26 protein-coding genes and 1 pseudogene are annotated in these 22,446 nt (G+C 58.9%); 13 read left to right on the top strand and 14 right to left on the bottom strand.

The annotated features are described in order from the left end of the window. Together BFP90_RS10820 and BFP90_RS10815 are read right to left on the bottom strand one after the other, a co-directional pair. Nucleotides 1-279 (bottom strand): annotated as a pseudogene (locus tag BFP90_RS10820) (two-component sensor histidine kinase); the annotation flags it as partial. Beyond that, entirely contained in the window at nucleotides 276-956 is a 681-nt protein-coding gene (locus tag BFP90_RS10815; RefSeq protein ID WP_065893543.1) for a heavy metal response regulator transcription factor, read from the bottom strand. The gene BFP90_RS10815 and the pseudogene BFP90_RS10820, both read right to left, overlap by 4 nt. A 156-nt stretch (nucleotides 957-1,112) precedes the next feature. Here BFP90_RS10815 and BFP90_RS10810 point away from each other — a divergent pair, with 156 nt between their 5' ends. Both BFP90_RS10810 and queF read left to right on the top strand, forming a co-directional pair. Beyond that, nucleotides 1,113-1,625, top strand: a complete 513-nt coding sequence (locus tag BFP90_RS10810) for a copper-resistant cuproprotein CopI (RefSeq protein WP_065896650.1) — start codon at nucleotides 1,113-1,115, stop codon at nucleotides 1,623-1,625. A 66-nt stretch (nucleotides 1,626-1,691) separates the two neighbouring features. Further along, nucleotides 1,692-2,522 carry an NADPH-dependent 7-cyano-7-deazaguanine reductase QueF gene (gene queF / locus BFP90_RS10805; RefSeq protein ID WP_065896649.1) on the top strand — a complete coding sequence of 277 codons (831 nt, stop codon included), beginning with the start codon at nucleotides 1,692-1,694 and terminating at the stop codon, nucleotides 2,520-2,522. A 138-nt stretch (nucleotides 2,523-2,660) separates the two neighbouring features. Here queF and BFP90_RS10800 read toward each other — a convergent pair whose 3' ends face one another. After that, the gene (locus BFP90_RS10800) at nucleotides 2,661-2,927 is read right to left on the bottom strand and encodes a DUF4404 family protein (RefSeq protein ID WP_065886358.1); all 267 of its coding nucleotides are present in this window, start codon (nucleotides 2,925-2,927) and stop codon (nucleotides 2,661-2,663) included. A gap of 111 nt (nucleotides 2,928-3,038) precedes the next feature. Continuing rightward, a complete protein-coding gene (locus BFP90_RS10795) occupies nucleotides 3,039-3,647 on the bottom strand; it encodes a phosphatase (protein WP_065896648.1) in 609 nt (202 codons plus the stop codon). Nucleotides 3,648-3,894: 247 nt separating this feature from the next. On the opposite strand from BFP90_RS10795, the gene BFP90_RS10790 reads away from it, so the two are divergent. Next, entirely contained in the window at nucleotides 3,895-4,533 is a 639-nt protein-coding gene (locus BFP90_RS10790) for an MlaA family lipoprotein (RefSeq protein ID WP_370671694.1), read from the top strand. Nucleotides 4,534-4,595: 62 nt separating this feature from the next. Here the strand turns inward: BFP90_RS10790 and BFP90_RS10785 are convergent, their stop codons facing one another. Beyond that, nucleotides 4,596-4,892, bottom strand: coding sequence for a PilZ domain-containing protein (locus BFP90_RS10785; protein ID WP_065886361.1), 297 nt, complete (start codon nucleotides 4,890-4,892; stop codon nucleotides 4,596-4,598). A gap of 276 nt (nucleotides 4,893-5,168) precedes the next feature. Here BFP90_RS10785 and rssB point away from each other — a divergent pair, with 276 nt between their 5' ends. Continuing rightward, nucleotides 5,169-6,350 (top strand): two-component system response regulator RssB, encoded by a 1,182-nt coding sequence (gene rssB, locus BFP90_RS10780; RefSeq protein WP_057722957.1) that lies wholly within the window; start codon nucleotides 5,169-5,171, stop codon nucleotides 6,348-6,350. Then, nucleotides 6,350-6,832, top strand: coding sequence for an anti-sigma factor antagonist RssC (gene rssC / locus BFP90_RS10775; RefSeq protein ID WP_017848891.1), 483 nt, complete (start codon nucleotides 6,350-6,352; stop codon nucleotides 6,830-6,832). Before rssB ends, rssC begins: the two co-directional genes overlap by 1 nt. A 196-nt stretch (nucleotides 6,833-7,028) precedes the next feature. Here rssC and tal read toward each other — a convergent pair whose 3' ends face one another. Both tal and dusA read right to left on the bottom strand, forming a co-directional pair. Continuing rightward, a complete protein-coding gene (tal, locus tag BFP90_RS10770) occupies nucleotides 7,029-7,955 on the bottom strand; it encodes a transaldolase (RefSeq protein WP_065893548.1) in 927 nt (308 codons plus the stop codon). Nucleotides 7,956-8,254: 299 nt separating this feature from the next. Then, nucleotides 8,255-9,241: a tRNA dihydrouridine(20/20a) synthase DusA gene (dusA, locus tag BFP90_RS10765; protein WP_065896646.1), complete on the bottom strand. Its 987-nt coding sequence runs from the start codon at nucleotides 9,239-9,241 to the stop codon at nucleotides 8,255-8,257. A gap of 172 nt (nucleotides 9,242-9,413) precedes the next feature. Between dusA and BFP90_RS29585 the strand changes: the two genes are divergently transcribed. Continuing rightward, on the top strand, nucleotides 9,414-9,689 hold the full coding sequence (locus BFP90_RS29585; RefSeq protein WP_065896645.1) for a BrnT family toxin: 276 nt from the start codon (nucleotides 9,414-9,416) through the stop codon (nucleotides 9,687-9,689). Beyond that, complete coding sequence (locus BFP90_RS10755; protein WP_065893551.1) at nucleotides 9,667-9,975, top strand: BrnA antitoxin family protein; 309 nt, start codon at nucleotides 9,667-9,669, stop codon at nucleotides 9,973-9,975. Before BFP90_RS29585 ends, BFP90_RS10755 begins: the two co-directional genes overlap by 23 nt. 145 nt (nucleotides 9,976-10,120) lie before the next feature. Here the strand turns inward: BFP90_RS10755 and BFP90_RS28250 are convergent, their stop codons facing one another. Continuing rightward, nucleotides 10,121-11,194, bottom strand: a complete 1,074-nt coding sequence (locus tag BFP90_RS28250; protein ID WP_141688954.1) for a hypothetical protein — start codon at nucleotides 11,192-11,194, stop codon at nucleotides 10,121-10,123. Between the two features lie 129 nt (nucleotides 11,195-11,323). Between BFP90_RS28250 and BFP90_RS10745 the strand changes: the two genes are divergently transcribed. Further along, the gene (locus BFP90_RS10745; RefSeq protein ID WP_065893553.1) at nucleotides 11,324-11,689 is read left to right on the top strand and encodes a DUF6124 family protein; all 366 of its coding nucleotides are present in this window, start codon (nucleotides 11,324-11,326) and stop codon (nucleotides 11,687-11,689) included. 146 nt (nucleotides 11,690-11,835) lie between these two features. Next, nucleotides 11,836-12,054 carry a hypothetical protein gene (locus tag BFP90_RS29140; RefSeq protein WP_083203216.1) on the top strand — a complete coding sequence of 73 codons (219 nt, stop codon included), beginning with the start codon at nucleotides 11,836-11,838 and terminating at the stop codon, nucleotides 12,052-12,054. Nucleotides 12,055-12,154: 100 nt separating this feature from the next. Here BFP90_RS29140 and BFP90_RS10740 read toward each other — a convergent pair whose 3' ends face one another. Further along, nucleotides 12,155-13,342, bottom strand: a complete 1,188-nt coding sequence (locus BFP90_RS10740; RefSeq protein ID WP_065896643.1) for an MFS transporter — start codon at nucleotides 13,340-13,342, stop codon at nucleotides 12,155-12,157. Nucleotides 13,343-13,767: 425 nt separating this feature from the next. On the opposite strand from BFP90_RS10740, the gene mqo reads away from it, so the two are divergent. Beyond that, nucleotides 13,768-15,414 carry a malate dehydrogenase (quinone) gene (mqo, locus tag BFP90_RS10735; protein ID WP_065886373.1) on the top strand — a complete coding sequence of 549 codons (1,647 nt, stop codon included), beginning with the start codon at nucleotides 13,768-13,770 and terminating at the stop codon, nucleotides 15,412-15,414. A 63-nt stretch (nucleotides 15,415-15,477) separates the two neighbouring features. Here the strand turns inward: mqo and BFP90_RS10730 are convergent, their stop codons facing one another. Next, nucleotides 15,478-16,314: a LysR family transcriptional regulator gene (locus tag BFP90_RS10730; RefSeq protein WP_065896642.1), complete on the bottom strand. Its 837-nt coding sequence runs from the start codon at nucleotides 16,312-16,314 to the stop codon at nucleotides 15,478-15,480. Between the two features lie 99 nt (nucleotides 16,315-16,413). Between BFP90_RS10730 and BFP90_RS10725 the strand changes: the two genes are divergently transcribed. Both BFP90_RS10725 and BFP90_RS10720 read left to right on the top strand, forming a co-directional pair. After that, nucleotides 16,414-17,313, top strand: a complete 900-nt coding sequence (locus BFP90_RS10725; protein WP_065896641.1) for a DMT family transporter — start codon at nucleotides 16,414-16,416, stop codon at nucleotides 17,311-17,313. A gap of 132 nt (nucleotides 17,314-17,445) precedes the next feature. Next, entirely contained in the window at nucleotides 17,446-17,775 is a 330-nt protein-coding gene (locus BFP90_RS10720; protein WP_065886379.1) for a YXWGXW repeat-containing protein, read from the top strand. A 28-nt stretch (nucleotides 17,776-17,803) separates the two neighbouring features. On the opposite strand, the gene BFP90_RS10715 is transcribed toward BFP90_RS10720, so the two are convergent. The 4 genes from BFP90_RS10715 to BFP90_RS10700 all read right to left on the bottom strand — a co-directional run bounded on the left by BFP90_RS10715 (nucleotide 17,804) and on the right by BFP90_RS10700 (nucleotide 20,968). Next, the gene (locus BFP90_RS10715) at nucleotides 17,804-18,199 is read right to left on the bottom strand and encodes a PIN domain-containing protein (protein ID WP_065893557.1); all 396 of its coding nucleotides are present in this window, start codon (nucleotides 18,197-18,199) and stop codon (nucleotides 17,804-17,806) included. After that, the gene (locus tag BFP90_RS10710) at nucleotides 18,196-18,453 is read right to left on the bottom strand and encodes an AbrB/MazE/SpoVT family DNA-binding domain-containing protein (RefSeq protein ID WP_065893558.1); all 258 of its coding nucleotides are present in this window, start codon (nucleotides 18,451-18,453) and stop codon (nucleotides 18,196-18,198) included. The genes BFP90_RS10715 and BFP90_RS10710 overlap by 4 nt, the downstream gene beginning before the upstream one ends. A 167-nt stretch (nucleotides 18,454-18,620) precedes the next feature. Next, the gene (gene ppnN, locus BFP90_RS10705) at nucleotides 18,621-19,994 is read right to left on the bottom strand and encodes a nucleotide 5'-monophosphate nucleosidase PpnN (RefSeq protein ID WP_065893559.1); all 1,374 of its coding nucleotides are present in this window, start codon (nucleotides 19,992-19,994) and stop codon (nucleotides 18,621-18,623) included. A gap of 149 nt (nucleotides 19,995-20,143) precedes the next feature. Next, nucleotides 20,144-20,968, bottom strand: a complete 825-nt coding sequence (locus tag BFP90_RS10700) for an aspartyl/asparaginyl beta-hydroxylase domain-containing protein (protein WP_065896640.1) — start codon at nucleotides 20,966-20,968, stop codon at nucleotides 20,144-20,146. A gap of 263 nt (nucleotides 20,969-21,231) precedes the next feature. Between BFP90_RS10700 and fabV the strand changes: the two genes are divergently transcribed. Beyond that, nucleotides 21,232-22,425, top strand: coding sequence for an enoyl-ACP reductase FabV (gene fabV / locus BFP90_RS10695; RefSeq protein ID WP_065886389.1), 1,194 nt, complete (start codon nucleotides 21,232-21,234; stop codon nucleotides 22,423-22,425). Nucleotides 22,426-22,446: the final 21 nt, after the last annotated feature.

Raw genomic sequence — 22,446 nt, 5'->3', positions numbered from 1 at the left:
GCGCTGGCCGGCCGCGCTGATGCGCAAGGTGAGGTCGGGTTGATGGTTGAGGTCGGCGCGCAATTGGGGTTCGCGCCGGGCGAAGGCTTGCGGCGAGTCGACACCCTGCAACGTGTTGCGCAGCGTCACCAGCCGGCTGTCCAATTGCTGCTGGTCCAGCTCGATAAAGTGCGCCTCGCTGGCGTGGTTGAACAACACGCCGGCGAGCAGCGAAACCACGGCGGTGCACGCGGCAAACAGCAGTGCCAGGCGGCTGGCGAGGGACAGGCGCTGGATCACGTGAAGCGCTCCTCCAGTACATAGCCCATGCCGCGCACCGTGTGGATCAGCTTGTTGGGAAAGGCATCGTCGACTTTCAGGCGCAGGCGGCGGATCGCCACTTCGATGATGTTGGTGTCACTGTCGAAATTCATGTCCCACACCTGCGAGGCGATCAGCGACTTGGGCAGCACTTCGCCCTGGCGGCGCAGCAGCAGTTCCAGCAGGGAAAACTCCTTGGCGGTGAGGTCGATACGCTGGCCGCTGCGTTCGACGCGGCGGCGGATCAGGTCCAGGCGCAGGTCGGCCAGTTGCAGGTGGGTGTCCTGCGGCGTGCTGCCACCACGCCGTAACAGGCTGCGCACGCGGGCGAGCAGCTCGGAGAAGGCGAAGGGCTTGACCAGGTAATCGTCGGCGCCCAGCTCCAGGCCGTGCACGCGATCCTCCACCGCGTCGCGTGCGGTAAGAAACAACACCGGCATCTCCAGGCCGGCGCTGCGCACCGCTTGCAGGATTTGCCAGCCATCACGACCTGGCAGCATCACGTCGAGGATCAGCAAGTCATAGTCGCCGGTCAGCGCCAGGTGCTGGCCACTGGTGCCGTCGGCCACCAACTCGGTGGTAAACCCGGCCTCGGCCAGGCCCTGGCGCAGATAGTGGCCGGTTTTGGGTTGGTCTTCGACAATCAGCAGTTTCATGGGCGGCTCGTGGCAACGGTGGGCGCCGGGCTTTATACCTTGGGCTCAAGGGTAAGGGGGCAACCTGACAAAGTTGTAATCTAGCAGTCAGTTGGCTGGCAGCGTGGCCATCTTAAAGTGCTCCCTCAGCGAGTCACCCATTGTGGAGAGTGAAAGATGGCGTTGCGTACACCTTTATTTGTGGCGGGCTGCCTGTTGGCGCTGAGCGTCGATGCCATGGCCGATGCGGCCCACACCTATGCGTTCGGCCAGCCCGCTGCGGCTGACAAAGCCACACGCACAGTCGAAGTGACCTTGCAGGACATGGCCTTTTCACCCAAGTCCCTCGACGTCAAGGCCGGTGAGACGGTCCGTTTTGTGTTGGTCAATAAAGGCCGGTTGCTGCATGAGTTCAACCTTGGCGACGCGGCCATGCACGCCGAACATCAGAAGGAAATGTTGCAGATGCAGGCCAGCGGCATGCTCACGGCGACCGGTATGGGGGCCATGGACCACAGTAAAATGGAGCATGGCGCGATGAAGCACGATGACCCCAACAGTGTGCTGGTCGAGCCCTGCAAAACCGCCGAGCTGACCTGGACCTTTACCAGGGCCACAGGGCTTGAGTTCGCCTGCAATCTTCCCGGTCATTACCAGGCGGGCATGGTCGGCACGCTGACCGTTGAGTAAGGCGTTCCTTAAGGGCGGGAGCAAAGGCTGGTAGACTGGCGCGGTTTATTTAGCCAGGTTTCCGCCATGCATCCCGCAGCCGAACATTCGCCGCTGGGCAAGTCCAGTGAATACATCTCCACGTACACCCCTTCGTTGCTGTTCCCGATCCCTCGCGCGGCCAAGTGGGCCGAACTGGGCCTGAGCGCCGAGACCCTGCCCTACACGGGTGTGGATTTCTGGAACTGCTTCGAACTGTCCTGGTTGCTGCCGTCCGGTAAGCCGGTGGTGGCCATCGGTGAGTTCAGCATCCCGGCCGACTCGCCGAACATCATCGAGTCCAAGTCCTTCAAGCTGTACCTCAATTCGTTGAACCAGACCGCGTTCGCCGACACCCATGCTCTGGAAGAAACCCTGCGCAACGACCTCAGCGCCGCCGCCGGCAAGCCGGTCAGCGTGCGCATCCGCAGCCTGGCCGAAATCGAGGCGCAAGGCGTGATGGCGTTGCCGGGCGTATGCATCGATGACCTGGATATCAACGTCAGCAGCTACGAACATCCGCGCCCGGAACTGTTGCGCTGTGATGACTCGCGTGAGGTGGAAGAGAGCGTGCACAGCCACCTGCTCAAATCCAACTGCCCGGTCACCAGCCAGCCCGATTGGGGCAGTGTGGTGGTGGAGTACCGGGGTGCGGCGCTGGATCACGCCAGCCTGTTGGCGTACCTGGTGAGCTTCCGTCAGCACTCGGACTTCCACGAACAGTGCGTGGAGCGCATCTTCCTGGACCTGCAGCGCTTGCTCAAGCCGCAGAAACTGACCGTGTACGCACGGTATGTGCGCCGGGGTGGGCTGGACATCAACCCGTATCGCAGCACCGAGGATGTGGTGTTCCAGAACGTACGCCTGGCGCGCCAGTAAGCCTGCACACAAAACCCAATGTGGGAGGGGGCTTGCCCCCGATTGCAGGGGGTCAGACACAGGTGCTGTGACTGACACTCCGCTATCGGGGGCAAGCCCCCTCCCACATTTTGGATCTGCGCTAGGCTCGCGGGCAGGTTAGATGCCGATGTTGCCCAAGGTGATCATGATGTTGCGCAATGTCCCGGAAATGACCGGGTGTTCAGCGTCGAACTCTATGGCCGCTTGATTCACGTCGTCGGAAATGCTGGGCGACTGGGTAGCCGGCTCCAGTTCAAGTTGCACTTCAAACTTGGCGATCAAGGCTTCCAGCGCTTCGCGTTTTTCTTCCGGCAGCGGCGGTTCCTGTTCCAGCTGCCCGCGCAGGATCTCGACCTGTTCTTCCAGTTTTTTGCGATCAGGCATGACATTCTTTCCTTTTATCGATAGGCACTGGCATAGACCGCGGCACGCCGGGAAAGGTCTACGAACTGACGTGTAGATTAATCCACCGGCGCCCACTGTGCATGATCCTTGTCAGGGCTTCTCGCCTTTGAGGCGGCGCAGGCGGATATCGGCCAGGCAGGTGTCGAGCTCACCGAGGTGGTCGATCACCGAGTGCACGCCTAATCCATAGAGGGCCACGGTGGCCTTGCCGCGCTTGTGCTCGCGTTCCTTTTCGCTCAGCGCCTGCCATTGCTCCGGCGCCACGCCGCACAGCGAGCCGCAGGAGGCCAGGCCGATGGTCCACAGCCCGGCGTTCAAGCCCGATTGCAGCAGGCGCGGTTCGCCGCTGACCAGCACGCAGCCGTCCAGGCGATCGATGTTCAGTTCCATCAAGGCTTGCCAGCAGGCGTGGGGCGCCGGCCAGCGGATGGTGGAGGGGGAGGCGGCCTTGATCCACGCGGGCAGGGTCGCGGCCAGTGGCGTAGTGACAGACGGCGGCAGTTCATCCAGCCAGGCGCAGGGCACGCCTTGCTCCTTCAGGCTGCGCAGGATTTTCAGTGCGCCGGGTGTGGCCTGGGAGTCGGGGGGGGGTGAGTCGCGCCGGGCCTGGGAACCGAAATCCACCAGGCAGCCACTCAGGCCAAACAACACGGCAGTCAACGCGGGGGCAGTGGCGGCGGCGATTTCGGCATGTGGCATCTGAACGTCCCTGAAATAGCTGCAACGCTATCGGGGCGGCATGACAGGTGGATGACATCGGCGCGTATTTGTAGGAATTTTGTCCAAATTGTGAAAGTCGTTTCCTTGCGACTGCCTAAATCCACACTTCCGTCATATACTGGCCGCCTTATTCAGGGCATAGCGCCCATGACAGACTATTCAAGGAGCAAAAGCTATGCGCTGGAGCCAGTACTTCGCTCAGTTGTCGGTGTGTGCCACCGTCCTAATGGCACCGTTCGCCGCCCAGGCCGCGACAGAAGATGATCCATGGGAAAGCGTCAACCGCCCGATCTTCACCTTCAACGACACCGTTGATACCTATGCCCTCAAGCCAATCGCCCAGGGCTATCAGTTCGTCACCCCGCAATTTGTGCAGGACGGCATTCACAACTTCTTCCGCAACATCGGCGATGTCGGCAACCTGGCCAACAACGTGTTGCAGCTCAAGCCGCACAACGCTGGCGTCGACACGGCCCGCCTGCTGGTCAACACCACGTTCGGCGTGCTGGGCTTTATCGATGTCGGCACCAAAATGGGGCTGCAGCGCAGCGATGAAGACTTCGGCCAGACCCTCGGCTACTGGGGCGTCGGCAGCGGTCCCTACGTGATGATCCCGTTGATGGGACCAAGCACCTTGCGTGATGCGCCGTCCAAATACGTGGACAGCTACACCCAACCGTACCGCTACATGAACGATATCGGCTGGCGCAACAGCACCTTTGGCCTGAATGTGGTCGACGCCCGCGCCAGCCTGCTCGACAGCGAAAAGCTGATCAGCGGCGACAAGTACACCTTCATCCGTAACGCTTACCTGCAGAACCGTGAGTTCAAGGTCAAGGACGGCAAGGTTGTCGACGACTTTTAAGCTGTGACGTTTTGAAATGAAAAAGGCGACCTTTGAACGGTCGCCTTTTTTGTGCGCGCTGATCAGCGCATTTTCAAAATCTTCAGGCCCAGCTGCTGCTCATCGCCTACGGCCTTGGCCCACACCACCTCGGTATCAGCCTCAAGACCCCTGAGTGCGGCGTGCTCCGAATCGATGCGCACGGTAAGCAAGTCACCGACGCTGAACTGGCGAGGTGCCTGCACCTGCATGCCGGAGCTGGAAAGGTCCAGGCAGACCCCTGCAATTTCCTGCCCGGCGTGGATCAAGGACACATCGGCATCCACCCGCATGCGGATGAAGTCGCGTTTTTCCGCGTAGTCGCGCTCATGTTCGCTCACAGCATCCATCCTTACTTTGGGTTGTGGTCATGAGCGTTCTTATAACTCCCGGTGATTTGCCGTGTAAAGACGTTCGGCGACCATCGGCATGAGCTTGAAACCCCTCACGGATGGGAGTACCGTCTGCGCCTTAGAAGGGCACCTCTGCTTTACGGTTGTGCATGGGGTAAATCCCAATGCTTTGTAGGACAGAGAGGCTAGAAAGCGAATCCAGTACGTGAGTCCGGCCATTGTCGAGCCACCTACGCCAACCTAATTCTGGCGCCGTTTGCCCACATGCAAAAAACCAGTGCCACGCTGCTGATAATCGATGACGACGAAGTAGTGCGCGCGAGCCTCGCGGCCTATTTGGAAGACAGTGGCTTCAGCGTCCTGCAGGCCGGCAACGGCCAACAGGGTCTCCAGGTATTCGAGCGCGACCAGCCCGACCTCGTGATCTGCGACCTGCGCATGCCCCAGATGGGCGGCCTCGAACTGATTCGCCAGGTGACCGAGCGTGCTCCGCAGACACCGGTGATTGTCGTGTCCGGTGCCGGGGTCATGAATGACGCCGTTGAAGCCTTGCGCCTGGGCGCCGCCGATTACCTGATCAAGCCCCTGGAAGACCTGGCGGTGCTGGAACACTCGGTGCGTCGCGCCCTGGACCGTGCCCGCCTGCTCCAGGAAAACCAGCGCTACCGCGAAAAGCTCGAAACTGCCAACCGCGAGCTCGAAGCCAGCCTGAACCTGCTCCAGGAAGACCAGAACGCCGGTCGCCAGGTGCAGATGAACATGCTGCCGGTGAGCCCCTGGACCATCGACGATTTCCAGTTCGCGCACCAGATCATCCCGTCGTTGTACCTGTCGGGGGATTTTGTCGACTATTTCCGTGTGGATGAGCGGCGCGTGGCGTTCTACCTGGCCGACGTGTCCGGCCACGGTGCATCCTCTGCGTTTGTCACCGTGTTGTTGAAGTTCATGACCACGCGGTTGTTGTTCGAATCCAAGCGCAATGGCACCTTGCCGGAATTCACCCCCTCCGAGGTGCTGGGCCACATCAACCGGGGCCTGATCAGCTGCAAGCTGGGCAAGCACGTGACGATGGTTGGCGGCGTGATCGATGAAGAAACCGGTCTTTTGACCTACAGCATTGGCGGTCACCTGCCGATGCCTGTTCTGTACACTCCTGACAGTGTGCGTTACCTGGAAGGGCGTGGCCTGCCGGTGGGCTTGTTCAATGAAGCCACCTATGAAGACCACATCCTGGAACTGCCGCCGACCTTCAGCCTGACGCTGATGTCCGACGGCATCCTGGACCTCCTTCCAGAGCCTACACTTAAAGAGAAAGAAGCCGCCTTGCCCCAAAAGGTCAAGTCGGCGGGCGGCAGCCTGGATGGTCTGCGGCAGGTTTTTGGATTGGCCACGCTAGGGGAGATGCCGGATGATATCGCCCTATTGGTGTTGAGCAGGAATCTTTGATGAGTACCGGAAGAATCCAATTCGCCGAGCAAGACGGGACTTTCGTCCTGAAGTTTGTCGGTGAAGTGCGCCTGACCCTGTGTTCGGCGCTGGATGCGACGATCGAGCGGATCTTCACAGCGCTGAACTTCTCGGCGATCGTGATCGATCTGACCGAAACCCGCAGCATCGACAGCACCACCCTGGGCCTGTTGGCCAAATTGTCCATTCTGTCGCGGCAGAAGGTCGGCCTGTTGCCGACCGTGGTCACCACCCACGAAGACATTACCCGTCTGCTGCAGTCCATGGGTTTTGACCAGGTGTTCAACATCGTTGACCGCCCGATCCCCTGCCCGGAATGCCTGACCGACCTGCCGTCGCAGGACCAGTCCGAGGAAATCGTGCGGATCAAGGTGCTTGAAGCACACAAGATCCTGATGGGCCTGAACGAGTCCAACCGCGAAGCCTTCCACGACCTCGTTAACGCTCTCGAGCGCCACTGATCCCCAATTGAAATGCGCTCAAATGTGGGAGGGGGCTTGCCCCCGATAGCGGTGTGTCAGTCAGTAAATACACAACTGACCCACCGCCATCGGGGGCAAGCCCCCTCCCACATTTAATCTGCGACTGGCTTGAGACTGGCTTTCACAAAAAAGGGCGGCACCCGCGAGAGTGCCGCCCTTTTTGTCGCCGTCCGTCTTACAACTTGGCAGTCAACAACGCTTCAAGCTTCTCCTGATCCCGAGCAAACTGACGAATCCCCTCTGCCAGCTTCTCAGTCGCCATCGCATCCTCGTTGGACTCCCAACGGAACTGCGCTTCAGTCATATGCACCCGCGCTTCACCGGCATGGCCCGGCGACAACTTGCGCTCCAGCTTGCCTTCATCCGCCGCCAGCTTCTCCAGCAGGTCCGGGCTGATGGTCAGACGATCACACCCGGCCAGCTCCTCGATCTGGCTCAGGTTACGGAAGCTCGCACCCATCACCACCGTCTTGTAGCCGTTGGCCTTGTAGTAGTTGTAGATGCGCGTCACCGACTGCACGCCCGGGTCATCGGAACCGGTGTAGTCGTTGCCGTTGGCCTTCTTGTACCAATCGTAGATACGGCCCACGAACGGCGAAATCAGGAACACACCCGCTTCAGCGCAGGCCACGGCCTGGGCGAAGGAGAACAGCAGGGTCAGGTTGGTCTGGATGCCTTCTTTTTCCAGCTTCTCGGCGGCGCGGATGCCTTCCCAGGTGGAAGCGATCTTGATCAGCACACGGTCACGGCCAACGCCGGCTTTGTCGTACAGATCGATCAGACGGTGCGCACGCTTGAGAATCGCGTCTTCGTCGAACGACAGACGGGCATCCACCTCAGTGGAAATACGGCCCGGTACGACTTTGAGAATCTCTTGACCCACCGCCACGGCAAAGCGGTCACTGGCCAGGCCAACGTCGCCGTTGCAGTCCTGCACACACTCATCCAGCAGCTTGGCATAGCCTGCGATCGACGCAGCCTTGAGCAACAGGGAAGGGTTGGTGGTCGCATCTTGCGGCTTGAGCTTGGCGAGGGTAGAAAAATCGCCGGTATCGGCTACGACGGTGGTGAATTGCTTGAGTTGTTCCAGCTTGGAAGTCATGGGCGTGCTCTGTCCTGTGGGTCTGATGACATTACCCGAGCGCTGGCAGGCGCTCAAGGGCGCAAATGCGTTCGGTCGTTTGCGCGGGGCAACAACCTGAAAACAGCCGTTAAATACCGGCCGTACTGCTCAATAGGAGGCCAGAATCGATGGCAGGTTCAACCCAACTGCCCGATAGCGCCTCCACAGCCACCGATACCTCCCCTGACACACACGGCACCCAATGTGGGAGGGGGCTTGCCCCCGATAGCAATATATCCGTCAACCCAAAACTACCTGACCCCCTGCAAGCCAACCAGTCACCGCCCCTCCAACAATTCCCCCGCCTGATCCAACAACGCCAACGGATCCGCCGCCTTATGAATATCCACCGACAACAACTGCCTGAACTTGCGCGCCCCCGGGAAACCGGTGCCCAGCCCCAACACATGCCGAGTAATGTGATGCATCGTCCCACCACTGGCCAAATGCTCAGCGATATAAGGCCGCAACTGCGCCAACGCCTCCGCCCGGCTGATCACCGGCGCTTCACTGCCAAACAACCGCTGGTCCACCTCCGCCAACAGATACGGATTGTGATAAGCCTCCCGCCCCAGCATCACCCCATCAAACGTCTGCAAATGCTCCTGGCACTGCTCCAACGTCTTGATGCCGCCATTGAGATTGATCTCCAACGCCGGAAAGTCCCGCTTCAACTGCGCCGCAATGTCATAACGCAACGGCGGAATGTCGCGGTTCTCCTTAGGCGACAACCCCTCCAGAATCGCAATCCGCGCATGCACGGTAAAACTGGTACAACCGGCGTCCTTCACCGTCCCGACGAAATCACACAACTCGGCATAACTGTCCCGCCCATTGATGCCGATACGGTGCTTCACCGTCACCGGAATCGACACCGCATCGCGCATCGCCTTCACACAGTCCGCCACCAGGGCAGGGTGCGCCATGAGGATTGCGCCGATCATGTTGTTCTGCACCCGATCACTGGGGCAGCCGACGTTCAGGTTCACTTCGTCATAACCGGCGGCTTCGGCCATACGGGCACAGGCGGCCAAATCAGCCGGAACACTGCCGCCCAATTGCAGCGCCAGCGGGTGCTCGGCTTCGTTGTGGCGCAGGAAGCGCTCGTGGTCGCCATGGAGGATCGCGCCGGTGGTGACCATTTCGGTGTAGAGCAGGGCGTGTTTGGAGAGCAGGCGTAGGAAGAACCGGCAGTGGCGGTCGGTCCAGTCCATCATGGGGGCGACGGAGAAGCGGCGGGAGAGTGGGGCGGTCTGTAGGGGCATTGGGGATCTGAGCTAGCGTGCGGAAAGGCGAGCAGTTTATCAGGGATGCTTGTCAGGTATTCGGCGGGTTCTCACGGCTAGTTACTTAATCTCCAGTGACACCTGGAGCACATGCCGGTTAGGGTTTTGACGTAAACCTTGTGTTGGCTATTTATTGTGGCTACGATAATTTATGCAGATTACCTATGATCCAGCCAAAGACGCTCGCAACGTTTCAGAGCGTAGTCTTCCATTTGCGTTGGTGCGAGACTTTGAGTGGTCCACGGCCTTGATCCTGCAGGATGATCGATTTGACTACGGCGAGTGTCGTTATCGGGCGATGGGGTACATAGGGGGTCGGCTGCATGTCGTAGTGTTTACCCCACGGGGTGACGCGGTCCACGTCATCAGCTTTCGTAAAGCCAACAAACGGGAGATCAAAAATTATGACCAAGAAACCCAGTCCTGAAATGGTCGATACGGCAAACCCCGAATGGTCGGCCGAGGACTTTGCCAAGGCCAAACCAGCCAGCGAAGTGCTTGTTGGGTTGTTTGGCAACGCTCAGGCGAAGGAAATGCTTAAGCCAAAGCGTGGCCGACCAAAGTCGGAAGCGACTAAAGAACACGTGAATGTTCGTTTTGATGCTGAGGTGCTGGAGAAATTCAGGGCTTCTGGGCCGGGCTGGCAAACGCGAATGAACGCAGCCTTGGCTGATTGGCTCAAGACGCATACGCCAGATGAGCTGAAGGCGTAGTCGCCAGAGATCGTTCCCAAAACAATTAGCCGCCGGTAAGGCGGCTTTTTTTGCATACTAATAAGTTCTCGACGAGCTGTAAATATATTTGTTCCGTTTCTGCTCTTGTTTGATATTGCCTAAGAGAAAGGTGGTAAGTGATATTTTAATTTCGCTGAAAGGCATAATCTTTGAGGTTGTCAAGTGATTTAAACAGCTCCTCAGCTTTTTTATTGGTGTGGTGCTTTTTTATGTCTTCAACTATTAGTTCTGCATAGTCGCCCGCCTTTACATCGGTATCTGTGGAGACATGATATGTCATATTGCCTGTTTCAGATGTTATAAGGGTTATTAAATCTGCTGAGTCAAGGCATCGGATAAATGAGTTGAGAACAGCTGCATTTCCAAATTCTAAAATTTCACATACCTTCTGAACATCCAAGATTTTATCTTGCTCGGCATGAAGAATGCACGCGTAGGTAATGAAGTTTTCAGCGTCTCTCGATCTTGACACGAACATGGTTAAGTTCCATTGATTAGCTTGTCCGGGAGGGGCCGCCACCTGTTCCTGTTTTTCAACGCTGTCAGCAACTTGGTTGAATCTTGCCTCGAGTTGGCTGAACTTACTTGGAATACCCTCCATTAGTGCGCGCATTGCAATGTTTTTGCTGTCCATGTCTTTTAATAAAACATGAAAGTTTTGGAGGTTACCTGTTATCTCCCTTGAGACCTCTTCGAATGCTTGAGCGCTTTTCGCACCAGCTACAATTAATTCTCCTGAGTTTTGGTGGTGCTCGGCAATTTTCTCGCCCACTTTTCCCACGTCTTTAGATACTTCACTTACGCTTCCGAGACTGTTGGGCATATTGCTGTTTGATATAAATGAATGGAAAATGGGTACTACATCCAGTAGTAACGAAGTCATGGTTGCGGCGTTGCTCAAATATTGTGTGAAATCGCCTCTTTCAGTCCATCTGTCTGTCATTAAAAATACTGATATTGAGAGGAGAATCAAAATCACGTATCGATAGTGGATGCTGGGTAGATTGTTTTTTCTTCCATGAGTCACCGGATTAATTTGTGCGGAAAATTTGATGTCATTTTGATATCTTCCCCCATTGTTTTGGCAATTCGAGAAGCTTGTGGTGATTAATAGCGATTTAATCCCACTAATGGTGAATTTAGGAGGAGCACTAAGCTTCGTTGCGAACTGGTTGGTTGCTTTTAGGATTTTTCCCACCTAGTTATCGGCTTGCTCGTCAGACCTCTCATAGCTAACCTCCTCGAGCCGCTGCAAACCCAGCGGCCGGAGGTGGAAGTCCGAACTGCTAAGGCGTTTTAACTCCCATAAATATTTGGAGCTTCGCCCATGCACTACAACACACGCAGTTCTTCACTTGATCAAAGCGCATCTTCCGCCGATCCCAAGCTTCAAGCCGCAGCCCAGCGAGCAATCAGCCATCACTTGCCCCCATCCGACGACGCTGCCTCCACCGAACATCCAAGCAATAACCTCTTTCTCGTCAACCCAACCCTCGACCCCGAAACCCTCCTGGCCAACGCCGCCGAAAACCTAGCATCCGCCAACGAAATGGCCGCCACCCTGGCGTTCGACCTCGACGACTCTCAGCGCGCCATCGCCCTGGGCATTCAGCAGTTGATCGAGTTGAGTTCGCTACTCGTTGACCGAGCCCAGGAGCAAGTTGCGCCTGTTAGCAAACCAGTCAAAGCCTGACAACCAACCCCGCCGCCTTACGCCAAGGCGGCAACCTGAACCCATCCTGTCCCCCAGCAAAGTTTCATAATTCCCCGCGCCGTTGAGGTCTACGATTCCCTGCAAGCGAGGACCCCCGCGCCTCCAGCTCACAGGGAATTGCAACCATGATTTCAAACCTCGTAAAAGTCGCAATGATCACCGGCACGTTGCTGTTGAGCGCTTGTTCATCTTCATCCGCCGTGAGCAGTGACCCGTGCTTTTCAGGTGGATGCCAGGCGTTTGGGGACCACAGCCCCAGCAAAGCCGCCAAGATGAATTTTGGTGGCAGTGGGCTGGGGAGTAGTTATGGGGAGTATGGTTCGGGGTTGTTGCGTGATGATTGATGGGGTGGTGGGGCAGTCAGTGGTGTGTTGACTGACCCATTGCTATCGGGGGCAAGCCCCCTCCCACATTGGAACTGTGATCGGCGCAAAACCGGCGGCGTTAGTTGCCGCCCTTCATGCGGCGGGCGATCAGGTAGAGGCCCAGGCCGATGAGGGCTGTTACCGCGCCGATGTAGCCGGTGCTTGTCCAGCCGAGCCCGGCTGTAATCGCCATGCCGCCAAGCCAAGGGCCCAGCGCGTTCGCCAGGTTGAACGCTGCGTGGTTGGAGGCTGCCGCGAGGCTTGGGGCTTCGTGGGCGATGTCCATCAGGCGGATTTGCAGCGGCGCGGCCATGGCGATCATGGTGCCGACCAGGCCGATGCCCAGCAGTACGCTCCACAGTGAGCTGGCAGCGAAGGTGAAGAAAATCAGCACGGCCATCGACCACACCATGATCCAACCCACGGCCCGAAATTGCAGGCGATCAAACAGCTTGCCGCCGGCAATGTTGCCGATGATGCCACCCACGCCAAATGCTGCCAGGCCGAATGGAATCCACTGCGGCGACACTTTGGTCACTTCCAGCATGGTCGGCGCCAGGTAGCTGAATACGCAGAACATGCCGGCGAAGCCGATCGCGCCGATGGACAGGGCCATCCAGACTTGAGGTTTGGTGAAGGCGCGCAGTTCTTTGCGCGGGTCGCTGCGTTCTTCGTCGTGGCGGTGGGGCACGAATTGCCAGACCAGGGCGATGGTGAGCAGGGCGATCACGCTGACCAGGGCGAACGCCGAGCGCCAGCCCAGGTGCTGGCCGAGGAAGGTGGCGATGGGGTTGCCCAGCAGCATGGCCAGGGTCAGGCCCATCATGACGCGGGCCACCGCGCCGGCGCGTTTGTCGGTGGGCACCATGCTGGAGGCGACCACGGCGGCGATGCCGAAGTAGGCGCCGTGGGGCAGGCCGCTGATAAAGCGGAAGGCCACCAGCGAGCCGAAGGTGGGGGTGAAGGCGGTGGCGAAGTTGCCCAGGGCGTAGAGGCCCATCAGCAACAGCAGCATGTGTTTGCGCAGCAGCTTGGCGCCGAGGATGGCCAGCAGCGGGGCGCCGACCATCACGCCGAGGGCGTAGGCGCTGATGGCGTGGCCGACTTGCGGTTCGCTCAAGCCCAGGTTCTGGGCGATGTCGGGCATCAGGCCCATGATGGCGAATTCGCCGGTGCCGATGGCGAACGCGCCCACGGCCATCGCCGCTTCCATTTTGGCGGCGCTGCGCGCGGGCAGCAGGTGCCCGGGTGTTTGCTGGATAGACATGGATCGCTCTGTTTGGATGAGGTGCACGAAAGACAATCGCCGATGCTACGCAGGCGACTGTGAAGGTGTCTAGAACAGCCTCGAGCGCGAGAGTTCCGGGCCTGTGACCCCAGGTCGCGGCTGGCAGTCTTGACACGTGCGCAATAAAAGCCGCGATTTAGCGGTGTCAATCGGCCAAACGGCGCATAAACGCTGTTTGGCGTGATATTCTGCGCGCCGTCCTGGTCTAGGCTTTCCTTGGTGCGTACACCCGTATACGTCCCAGCGATTGGCTGTCGCCCAGGTAGCTGAAGCCAATAATGATAAGAAGTCAGCGCAGAAGGGACATAACAGTGAGGTCGATCCATCGGCCTTGTGTGCCCACCCTGCAGCCTTGAACAATCAGGGGCGGTGGGGCGGATGGCGTTTTATCATAGGTGCTACTGATGTTTAAAAAAGTAAACACTGCCCTGCTGGGGCTGGCTTTGTCGATGGGGATCACGTCCGTTCACGCGGAAGAGGCAAAGAAAGTCGATGTGCTGCTGATCGGCGGCGGCATCATGAGTGCGACCCTGGGTGTCTGGCTCAATGAGCTGGAACCGGACTGGTCGATGGAGATGGTCGAGCGCCTCGATGGCGTGGCCGAAGAAAGCTCCAACGGCTGGAACAACGCCGGTACCGGTCACTCGGCCTTGGCCGAGCTGAACTACACCCCGGAAGACAAGAACGGCAACGTTGAGATCCCTAAAGCGGTCGAGATCAACGAAGCGTTCCAGATCTCCCGTCAGTTCTGGTCCTGGCAGGTCCAGCAGGGCGTGTTGAAGAACCCGCGTTCGTTCATCAACTCCACACCGCACATGAGCTTTGTGTGGGGCGATGACAACATCAAGTTCCTGAAAAAACGTTACGAAGCGCTGAAGGCGAGCCCGCTGTTCGCCGGCATGCAGTACTCCGAAGACCCGGCGCAGATCGCCAAGTGGGTCCCGCTGATGATGGAAGGGCGTGACCCCAACCAGAAAATCGCGGCCACCTGGAGCCCGATCGGCACCGACGTGAACTTTGGCGAAATCACCCGCCAGTTCGTTGCCCACCTGCAAACCACCCCCAAGTTCGACCTGAAACTGTCGAGCGAAGTGCAGGACATCACCCGCAACGACGACGGTTCGTGGCGTGTGAGCTACAAAAACCTCAAAGACGGCACCAAGACTGAAACCGACGCCAAGTTCGTGTTCATCGGCGCCGGCGGCGGTGCCCTGCACCTGCTGCAAAAGTCGGGCATTCCTGAAGCCAAGGAATACGCCGGCTTCCCGGTTGGCGGCTCGTTCCTGGTGACCGATAACCCAACCGTCGCCGAGCAGCACCTGGCCAAGGCCTACGGCAAGGCTTCGGTGGGTTCGCCACCGATGTCGGTTCCGCACCTGGACACCCGCGTGCTGGATGGCAAGCGCGTGATTCTGTTTGGCCCATTCGCCACCTTCTCGACCAAGTTCCTCAAGGAAGGCTCGTACCTGGACCTGCTGACCAGCACCACCACCCACAACATCTGGCCGATGACCAAGGTCGGTATTCGTGAATACCCGCTGGTCGAGTACCTCGCCGGCCAACTGATGCTGTCCGATGACGACCGCTTCAAGGCGCTGCAGGAATACTTCCCGAACGCCAAGCAGTCCGACTGGCGCCTGTGGCAAGCCGGCCAGCGTGTGCAGATCATCAAGCGTGACGAAGAGCAGGGCGGCGTGCTGAAACTCGGTACCGAAGTGGTCAGCTCCGCCGACAACTCCATTGCCGGCCTGTTGGGTGCCTCGCCAGGCGCGTCGACCGCAGCGCCGATCATGCTGACCGTGCTGCAAAAAGTCTTCAAGGACAAGGTAGCAAGCCCGGCCTGGCAGGAAAAACTGCACCAGATCGTGCCAAGCTACGGCACCAAGCTGAACGAAAGCCCTGAAGCGGTCGCCAAGGAATGGGCCTACACGGCCGGTGTGCTGCAACTGACGCCACCGCCAGCGATCCCGCAACTGGCTGCTCCACAGGCCACCGAGGCTGCCAAGCCTGCGGCTGAGCCGAGCAAGCCGGCGTCTGATCTGGCGCTGTAAGTAAGGCTTAAGCAAAAGCCCGCTGAACCGGTAACGGTCAGCGGGCTTTTTTGTGTGCGGCGTTCAGACCCTGAAGTGCCTGACTTGCTCGTACAGATGCAGCGCCAGTGCATTAGCGGTGTCGCACAGCAGATACAGATGCTGGGCGGGGAGGGCCGGCAGTTGCGTGATGTGTCTCAGCCCTTCGCCCATGCGGCTTTCCTCCATCAGGCCCACGGCCACGCCGCTGCGCACGCAAGCCTCTACTGCCGATGAGTTGGGGCTTTCCAGCAGTACGCGATGGTAAACCCCGTGATCTTTCAGCGCCTGTAACGCCGCCGCTCGATACGGGCAACCAGCGATGGGCACGGTGATGGGCAGCGGCGCGTTTGGCGGAGAACTGAACTGCTCGGCTGCCACCCATAGCGGTTGCACCGAGCCCAGGCGCTCACCCTGTGCCAGCGGCCGTGCGCTGACGGTGATTGCCAGGTCCAGTTGGTTTGCCGTGAACAGGCTCAGCAGTTCGCCACTGGTGCGCGCTTCGATTTCCAGCTCAAGCAGCGGATTGTCGGCGATCAGTCGTGGTACAAATGCCTGGATGAAGGCGGGCGCGTAAGTGTCGGGCACACCCAGGCGGATCTTGCCCTGCATGCGCTGGGGCATCAGGGCGATCAGAAGGCGGTCGTGGCTTTTGAGAAATTCGCTGGTTTCGTCCAGCAGTTTTCTGCCGTACAGCGTCAGCTCCACGCCCTGGTTGCTGCGGCTGAACAGGCGCTGGCCGACCTGGTCTTCCAGTTTCTGAATCTGCGTGGTTACGGTGGAAGCGCTACGGTGCACATGTTCGGCCGCTTCGTTGAAGCGACCAAAGCGCGCGACGGCATGGAAGGTACGCAGTAGATCGATATTCAGCTGTTTGGCCATGGTTCGACTTTTACGGATTGATGGTGCAGGTTATTCAAATATACAGAAGAGTCTCCTGTCCCTAGCCTTGAAGTCAATCGACTAAGGCTGGAGGGCCGCATGAAGCGATCAACCCTGGGATTGCTGCTGTTGCAAGGGGCGTTTGTCCTGTCATGGAGTTCGGGCTATATCGGCGCCAAGCTCGGCACTCAGGAAGGCGGTGCGTTCAACCTGCTGTTCTGGCGATTCCTGTTGGTATCGCTGTGCCTGGGGCTGTTCCTGAACGTCAGGTTGTTAAAGGTTTCATGGGCGCAGATCCGCCACTACGCGGTGATCGGTTGCCTGTCGCAGTTTCTGTACCTGAGCTGCCTCTATGTGGCGATCCAGAACGGTTTGCCGCCAGGCATTGCGGCAATCATCGCGGCGATGCAGCCGTTGATGACCGCAGCATTGTCGACGGGCAGCGCCACCGAGCGCAGCGGCGGTTGGCAATGGGTGGGGCTCGTGATCAGCTTTGCGGGCGTGGCAATTGTGATCGCCGGGCAGTACAGCCATAGCGCAACCGAGGTAAGCCTGGCCATGTACGGGTTGCCACTGGTCTCGGCGCTGGGGCTGACCCTGGCGACGCTGTACGAACGTCGTTCGGTGCAGAGCGAGAATGTCGGTTTGCTCATACCGCTGTTTATCCAATCGCTGCTGAGCCTGATCGGTTTCACCGGCGCTGTGCTGTACACCGATACCTTGAGCATTCCCCATGACACCGACGTACTGGTTTCGATTGTGTGGTTGACGGTGTTTTCCACCTTTGCCGCTTACTTGAGCCTGTGGCAGCTGCTGCGTGTGATGACGGCCACCCAAGTTGCCGCGTTGGTCTACCTGGAGCCTCCGGTCACCCTCGTATGGGCGGCGTTGATGTTCGGCGACAGGATTCATGCCTCGACCTACGCCGGCATCGTCGTGGTCATTGCCGGGCTGGTTTTATTGCGCCTGAAGCGACCGACCGTCGAGTGCACGTCTTGAGGCCGGTGGGTTCAGCAATCTGACAGACATCTCCTGTTAAAAATAAACCATGCCCAAGCAGGAGGCCTGGTTGCAACAAAGGGGGATTTCTTACTGATACAGATGCGGGGCGATTAGGCCCGAGGGTTTTGTATGTTGCTACGTTATGCGGCAATGGCGGCGGTAGTCGTCGCAGCATCCGGGTGTGTGCAAGAGCGTGTCGTGCATGAGCGCAGACCGGTACAACATGAGTATGTAGAAGTTGTTGCACCGCAGCCGCCGCCCGTACAGGTGATCGAAGTCGAACCACCGGTACGCGAAGGTTATATCTGGTCACGCGGTTACTGGCGCTGGCAAGGCGGGCGCTATGTGGCGGTGCACGGCCACTGGGAACCGGTGCGCGAGGGATATCGTTATGTGCATCCGCATTGGGTACAGCGCAATGACGGGTATCACTGGCAGGTCGGTGGCTGGATTCGTTGACCGAGCGTCCTCTCCTGCAAACGACGGCCTAGCCGATACGTTTCATACCCGTCGCCTTGACCGCATTGAGGTCGAAGGTGGCGGTGTATTCGCAACCCGCCGCATGGGCGCAGCGTTCGATCAGGCAGTCGGCAAAGTCTGCCGTGTTCGCCACGAACTTGCGCAGGGCTTGCCAGATGATATCGGCGCGCTCAACCGTGAGCTCGCGAGTGTGCAGCAGGGTTTCCAGCACCATCACCACATCGCTTTTGGCCGACGCATAGCAGGACTGCAGGACCCACACCAACTCCACAACGGTCACCAGGCTGACAAAACCCGGTGATGTAGCGGTGAGTGATTCTATCAATCTGGACGCCTTGGCTGACTGCATGGGATCGTCCTGGGTGACGTAGCGCACCAGCACGTTGGTATCCAGGCCGATCATCCGGCGTTTGCTCCCCGGGCCGCGATGGCCTGGTTCATGTCCTCGATGGACACAGCAGTGGCAGGCTTGCTGATCAGTCCCTTGAGGTCGGTGACGGTTTTACTGGCGGCGATCATGGAAAACTTGCCGTCTTCCATTTCGACGAATTCCACCCGGTCGCCTGTTTCCAGGCCGAGGGCTGTCCTCACCTGGACGGGGATGGTGATTTGCCCTTTTGAAGTCAGTGTGGCGGTCGCCATAGTGAAGCTCTCCATCGTGATATTCCTTACCTTAGGGTAAGGAATGATGGAGGACAATATCCGTTGGTCCATAGGTGGCTCGCAGGTGTGGTGAGTCGTCCTCAAACCCTAGCTCGGACTCTCAATCCCCACACCTTTGGCCATGGGCCAAACCGATACAAACTATGACCGACCGCGCCCGCTCACTGCACCACGCGATAGCACGGCACATACGCCGCGCCGCCCGGCAGCTTCATGCGGTGCTGGGCGACAAACGCTTTAAGCAGCTCGTCCAGCGGTTTCATGATCGCCGGGTCACCGTGAATCTCGTACGGCCCGTTTTCTTCGATCAGGCGAATGCCCTTGTCCTTCACGTTACCTGCCACGATCCCCGAAAACGCGCGACGCAGGTTGGCCGCCAGTTCATGGGGCGGCAGCGCATGGCTCAGTTGCAGGCTGGCCATGTTTTCGTGGGTCGGGTCGAAGGGGCGCTGGAAACCTTCGTCGATCTTCAACAGCCAGTTGAAGTGGAACGCGTCGTTGCGCTCGCGTCGGAACTGCTTCACGGCCTTGAGGCCCAGCGTCATCTGGCGCGCGACTTCGGCCGGATCGTCGATGATGATCTGGTAATGCTTCTGCGCCGCTTCGCCGAGGGTAGCCCCGACGAACGCGTGCAGTTGTTCCAGGTAAGGGGCCGCATGCTTGGGCCCGGTCAGCACCACCGGGAACGGCAGGTCGCGGTTGTCCGGGTGCATCAGGATGCCCAGCAGGTAGAGGAATTCCTCAGCGGTGCCGGCGCCGCCGGGGAAGATGATGACGCCGTGGCCGACACGCACGAAGGCTTCCAGGCGTTTCTCGATGTCCGGCAGGATCACCAGCTCGTTGACGATCGGGTTGGGCGCTTCGGCAGCGATGATGCCCGGCTCGGTCAGGCCCAGGTAGCGGCCACCGGTGATGCGTTGTTTGGCGTGGGAAATGGTCGCGCCTTTCATCGGCCCTTTCATCACGCCGGGGCCGCAGCCGGTGCATACGTCAAGGCTGCGCAGGCCCAGCTCGTGCCCGACTTTCTTGGTGTATTTGTATTCTTCGGTGTTGATCGAGTGGCCACCCCAGCACACCACGATCTTGGGCTCGACACCCGCGCGCAGCGTACGGGCGTTGCGCAGCAGGTGGAACACGTAGTCAGTGATGCCCTGGGAGTTGCTCAGGTCGATGCGCTGGCTGTCCAGCTCATTCTCGGTGTAGACGATGTCACGCAAGGCGCTGAACAGCATTTCGCGCGTGCTGGCGATCATCTCGCCATCGACGAAGGCGTCGGCGGGCGCGTTAAGCAGTTCCAGGCGTACGCCGCGGTCTTGCTGGTGGATGCGCACTTCAAAGTCTTTGTAGGCATCAAGGATGGTCTTGGCGTTATCGATATGCGCGCCGGTGTTGAGGATCGCCAGGGCGCACTGGCGGAACAGGGCGTAGACGCTGCCGCTGCCGGCTTCACTCAGTTGCTGGACTTCACGTTGTGACAGGGTTTCGAGGCTGCCCTTGGGGCTGACGGCGGCGTTGATGACTTGACGTTGGGGCATTCTGATTCCTTGAAAGCACAGCCACCGCATCCACGACAGGCGCGGTGGCTTGAGAATGATGGGCGCCGTATACGGTCGCACGAGAGGGTTATTTACCTCAGGCGCAAGGCCGAGCGCAAATACCGTCCAGCACCATCATGCCGCAGAACTTACTGGATCAGCTTCCAGTTTTTGTAGAAAACTCGACGCAGGGTAAATACCAGGCTGGCAAAACCGGCGATCACGGCGTTAAGCACGGAGGGCACCCGGGTTGGCCGCACGATATCAATGAACAGGCAGTAACGTTTTGCATCGTTCTTGTTGAAAGACGCATGCATCAGCGTGTCATCAAAGATAAACAGCGGGTCGTCGTGCCAATAGTGCTTGTGCTTGCCCACCTGGATATACACGCCTTCATGGTGCGGCGCCGGCGCCATGTTGTAGAGCACGCGGAACATCATGCGCAGGGGGCCGAAGTGGAACGATGTCGAGCGGTTCTCGTTGAACACCGACACGCCGATGGTCTTCACGAATGGCCGTTTCTTGCGCAGTTGCGGGATGTCCAGGGTGGTTTCGATGGGGCGACCGTACCACTGGAAAAACAGCATGCCGCGTTTCTTCTCGGCCATGCGTGCGTCCAGGTAACCGATGATTTCTTCCTTGCGGGCCATGGCGTCGTTAATGACCTGTTGCAGGTCTTCGCGCCAGGCCGTCGGCAGGTCTTGCATGGTGTAGACATGCCGATTGCGCTTGCTCAACAGATCGAGCAGGGTGTTGAACGGTGCCAGCACCCAGGTATTGCGGCCGTTGCCGACGAAATATTTCTTGATGGTGCCGCGGTCGTAGAGGCCGTTGCGCAAAAAATCATAAACACCGCAGAACAGCACCAGCAGCAGAAACATCAGGCAAGTACGCGGGAAACAGTAGATCAACAGCAGAACGCCGACGACCCAGGCGAGGGACACCAGCTTTTTGCCGACAGCATTTTTGCTCATGAAACCTGGCTCCAAACTTGAAACATAATGAAACAATATCGTCATGATAGGGGTTTCTGCCGTGCTTGGGCGTTTTAAATAGTTCGAAAAGTGTTAACGCGGTGCACCGTTTGTAACGGTTGTCAGGGTGGGTGGATTGAATTTTGAGAACGGAAGATTTGCGTCTATCGTGACGCTTCGGTTTTTCAGGCGTCATAGACCGGTACGATTGAAGTTGAATGGCCACCATTGGCCTTCGGCACCTTGGAAGAGGCAGAATTTTTATGATCATCAAACCGCGGGTTCGTGGCTTTATCTGTGTGACCGCTCACCCTGTTGGCTGTGAAGCGAACGTCAAGGAGCAGATCGAGTACGTCACCCAAAACGGCGTAATCGAAGGCGGCCCCAAGAAGGTGCTGGTCCTCGGTGCTTCCACCGGCTACGGCCTGGCCGCGCGCATCAGTGCTGCGTTTGGCTGCGGCGCCGACACCCTGGGCGTGTTTTTTGAGAAAGAAGGCGAAGAAGGCAAGCTGAGCTCCGCCGGCTGGTACAACAGCGCGGCGTTCGAGAAGTTTGCCGTGCAAAAGGGCCTGTACGCCAAGAGCATCAACGGCGACGCGTTCTCCGACGAGATCAAGCGCCTGACCATCGACACCATCAAGAAAGACCTGGGCAAGATCGACCTGGTGGTCTACAGCCTGGCCGCGCCACGCCGTACCGACCCGCAAGGCGTGGTGCACACCTCCACCCTCAAGCCGATCGGCAAGGCTGTGACCCTGCGTGGGATCAACACCGACAAGGGCGTGGTGGTCGACACGACGCTGGAACCGGCGACCCAGGAGGAAATCGACGGCACCGTGAAAGTGATGGGCGGCGAAGACTGGCAGCTGTGGATCGATGCCCTGCGCGACGCCGACGTACTGGCCGAAGGCGCCAAGACCACCGCGTTCACTTACCTCGGCGAAAAGCTGACCCAGGACATCTACTGGAACGGTTCCATCGGCGAAGCCAAGAAGGACCTGGATAAGAAAGTCCTGACCCTGCGCGAAAACCTCGCTGCACTCAAGGGCGACGCCCGTGTGTCGGTGCTCAAGGCCGTGGTCACCCAGGCAAGCTCGGCAATCCCGATCATGCCGCTGTACCTGTCGCTGCTGTTCAAGGTCATGAAAGAGCAGGGCACTCACGAAGGCTGCATCGAGCAGGTCTATGGCCTGTTCAAGGACAGCCTCTACGGCAGCGAGCCAAAGCTGGATGCCGACGGTCGCCTGCGTGCCGACCTGGCCGAGTTGGAGCCAAAGGTCCAGGACGCCGTGGCGGCGCTGTGGAACCAGGTCACCGACGACAACGTCAACGAGATCAGCGATTTTGCCGGCTACAAGGCTGAGTTCCTGCGCTTGTTCGGTTTTGAAGTCGATGGCGTGGACTACGACGCGGACGTGAACCCGACCGTCAAGATCAACGGTCTGGTCCAGGCGTAAATGATGTGATTGGCAGCGGCC

The sequence above is a fragment of the Pseudomonas sp. 24 E 13 genome (assembly GCF_900004715.1).
GTDB lineage: Bacteria > Pseudomonadota > Gammaproteobacteria > Pseudomonadales > Pseudomonadaceae > Aquipseudomonas > Aquipseudomonas orientalis_A.
The sequence above is the reverse complement of the archived record's forward strand: the minus strand, read 5'-3'. Positions and strand labels throughout refer to the sequence as shown.

Excerpts from the sequence above, each read along its gene's own strand:
- BFP90_RS29585 (WP_065896645.1), top strand. The coding sequence starts at position 9,414 with ATGCAGATTACCTATGATCCAGCCAAAGACGCTCGCAACGTTTCAGAG.
- BFP90_RS10800 (WP_065886358.1), bottom strand. The coding sequence starts at position 2,927 with ATGCCTGATCGCAAAAAACTGGAAGAACAGGTCGAGATCCTGCGCGGG.
- dusA (WP_065896646.1), bottom strand. The coding sequence starts at position 9,241 with ATGCCCCTACAGACCGCCCCACTCTCCCGCCGCTTCTCCGTCGCCCCC.
- fabV (WP_065886389.1), top strand. The coding sequence starts at position 21,232 with ATGATCATCAAACCGCGGGTTCGTGGCTTTATCTGTGTGACCGCTCAC.
- BFP90_RS29140 (WP_083203216.1), top strand. The coding sequence starts at position 11,836 with ATGATTTCAAACCTCGTAAAAGTCGCAATGATCACCGGCACGTTGCTG.
- BFP90_RS10815 (WP_065893543.1), bottom strand. The coding sequence starts at position 956 with ATGAAACTGCTGATTGTCGAAGACCAACCCAAAACCGGCCACTATCTG.
- rssC (WP_017848891.1), top strand. The coding sequence starts at position 6,350 with ATGAGTACCGGAAGAATCCAATTCGCCGAGCAAGACGGGACTTTCGTC.
- mqo (WP_065886373.1), top strand. The coding sequence starts at position 13,768 with ATGTTTAAAAAAGTAAACACTGCCCTGCTGGGGCTGGCTTTGTCGATG.
- BFP90_RS10720 (WP_065886379.1), top strand. The coding sequence starts at position 17,446 with ATGTTGCTACGTTATGCGGCAATGGCGGCGGTAGTCGTCGCAGCATCC.
- BFP90_RS10745 (WP_065893553.1), top strand. The coding sequence starts at position 11,324 with ATGCACTACAACACACGCAGTTCTTCACTTGATCAAAGCGCATCTTCC.
- BFP90_RS10795 (WP_065896648.1), bottom strand. The coding sequence starts at position 3,647 with ATGCCACATGCCGAAATCGCCGCCGCCACTGCCCCCGCGTTGACTGCC.
- BFP90_RS10715 (WP_065893557.1), bottom strand. The coding sequence starts at position 18,199 with ATGATCGGCCTGGATACCAACGTGCTGGTGCGCTACGTCACCCAGGAC.
- BFP90_RS10730 (WP_065896642.1), bottom strand. The coding sequence starts at position 16,314 with ATGGCCAAACAGCTGAATATCGATCTACTGCGTACCTTCCATGCCGTC.
- queF (WP_065896649.1), top strand. The coding sequence starts at position 1,692 with ATGCATCCCGCAGCCGAACATTCGCCGCTGGGCAAGTCCAGTGAATAC.
- rssB (WP_057722957.1), top strand. The coding sequence starts at position 5,169 with ATGCAAAAAACCAGTGCCACGCTGCTGATAATCGATGACGACGAAGTA.
- BFP90_RS10725 (WP_065896641.1), top strand. The coding sequence starts at position 16,414 with ATGAAGCGATCAACCCTGGGATTGCTGCTGTTGCAAGGGGCGTTTGTC.
- BFP90_RS10740 (WP_065896643.1), bottom strand. The coding sequence starts at position 13,342 with ATGTCTATCCAGCAAACACCCGGGCACCTGCTGCCCGCGCGCAGCGCC.
- BFP90_RS10755 (WP_065893551.1), top strand. The coding sequence starts at position 9,667 with ATGACCAAGAAACCCAGTCCTGAAATGGTCGATACGGCAAACCCCGAA.
- BFP90_RS10710 (WP_065893558.1), bottom strand. The coding sequence starts at position 18,453 with ATGGAGAGCTTCACTATGGCGACCGCCACACTGACTTCAAAAGGGCAA.
- ppnN (WP_065893559.1), bottom strand. The coding sequence starts at position 19,994 with ATGCCCCAACGTCAAGTCATCAACGCCGCCGTCAGCCCCAAGGGCAGC.
- BFP90_RS10700 (WP_065896640.1), bottom strand. The coding sequence starts at position 20,968 with ATGAGCAAAAATGCTGTCGGCAAAAAGCTGGTGTCCCTCGCCTGGGTC.
- tal (WP_065893548.1), bottom strand. The coding sequence starts at position 7,955 with ATGACTTCCAAGCTGGAACAACTCAAGCAATTCACCACCGTCGTAGCC.
- BFP90_RS10810 (WP_065896650.1), top strand. The coding sequence starts at position 1,113 with ATGGCGTTGCGTACACCTTTATTTGTGGCGGGCTGCCTGTTGGCGCTG.
- BFP90_RS10790 (WP_370671694.1), top strand. The coding sequence starts at position 3,895 with ATGGCACCGTTCGCCGCCCAGGCCGCGACAGAAGATGATCCATGGGAA.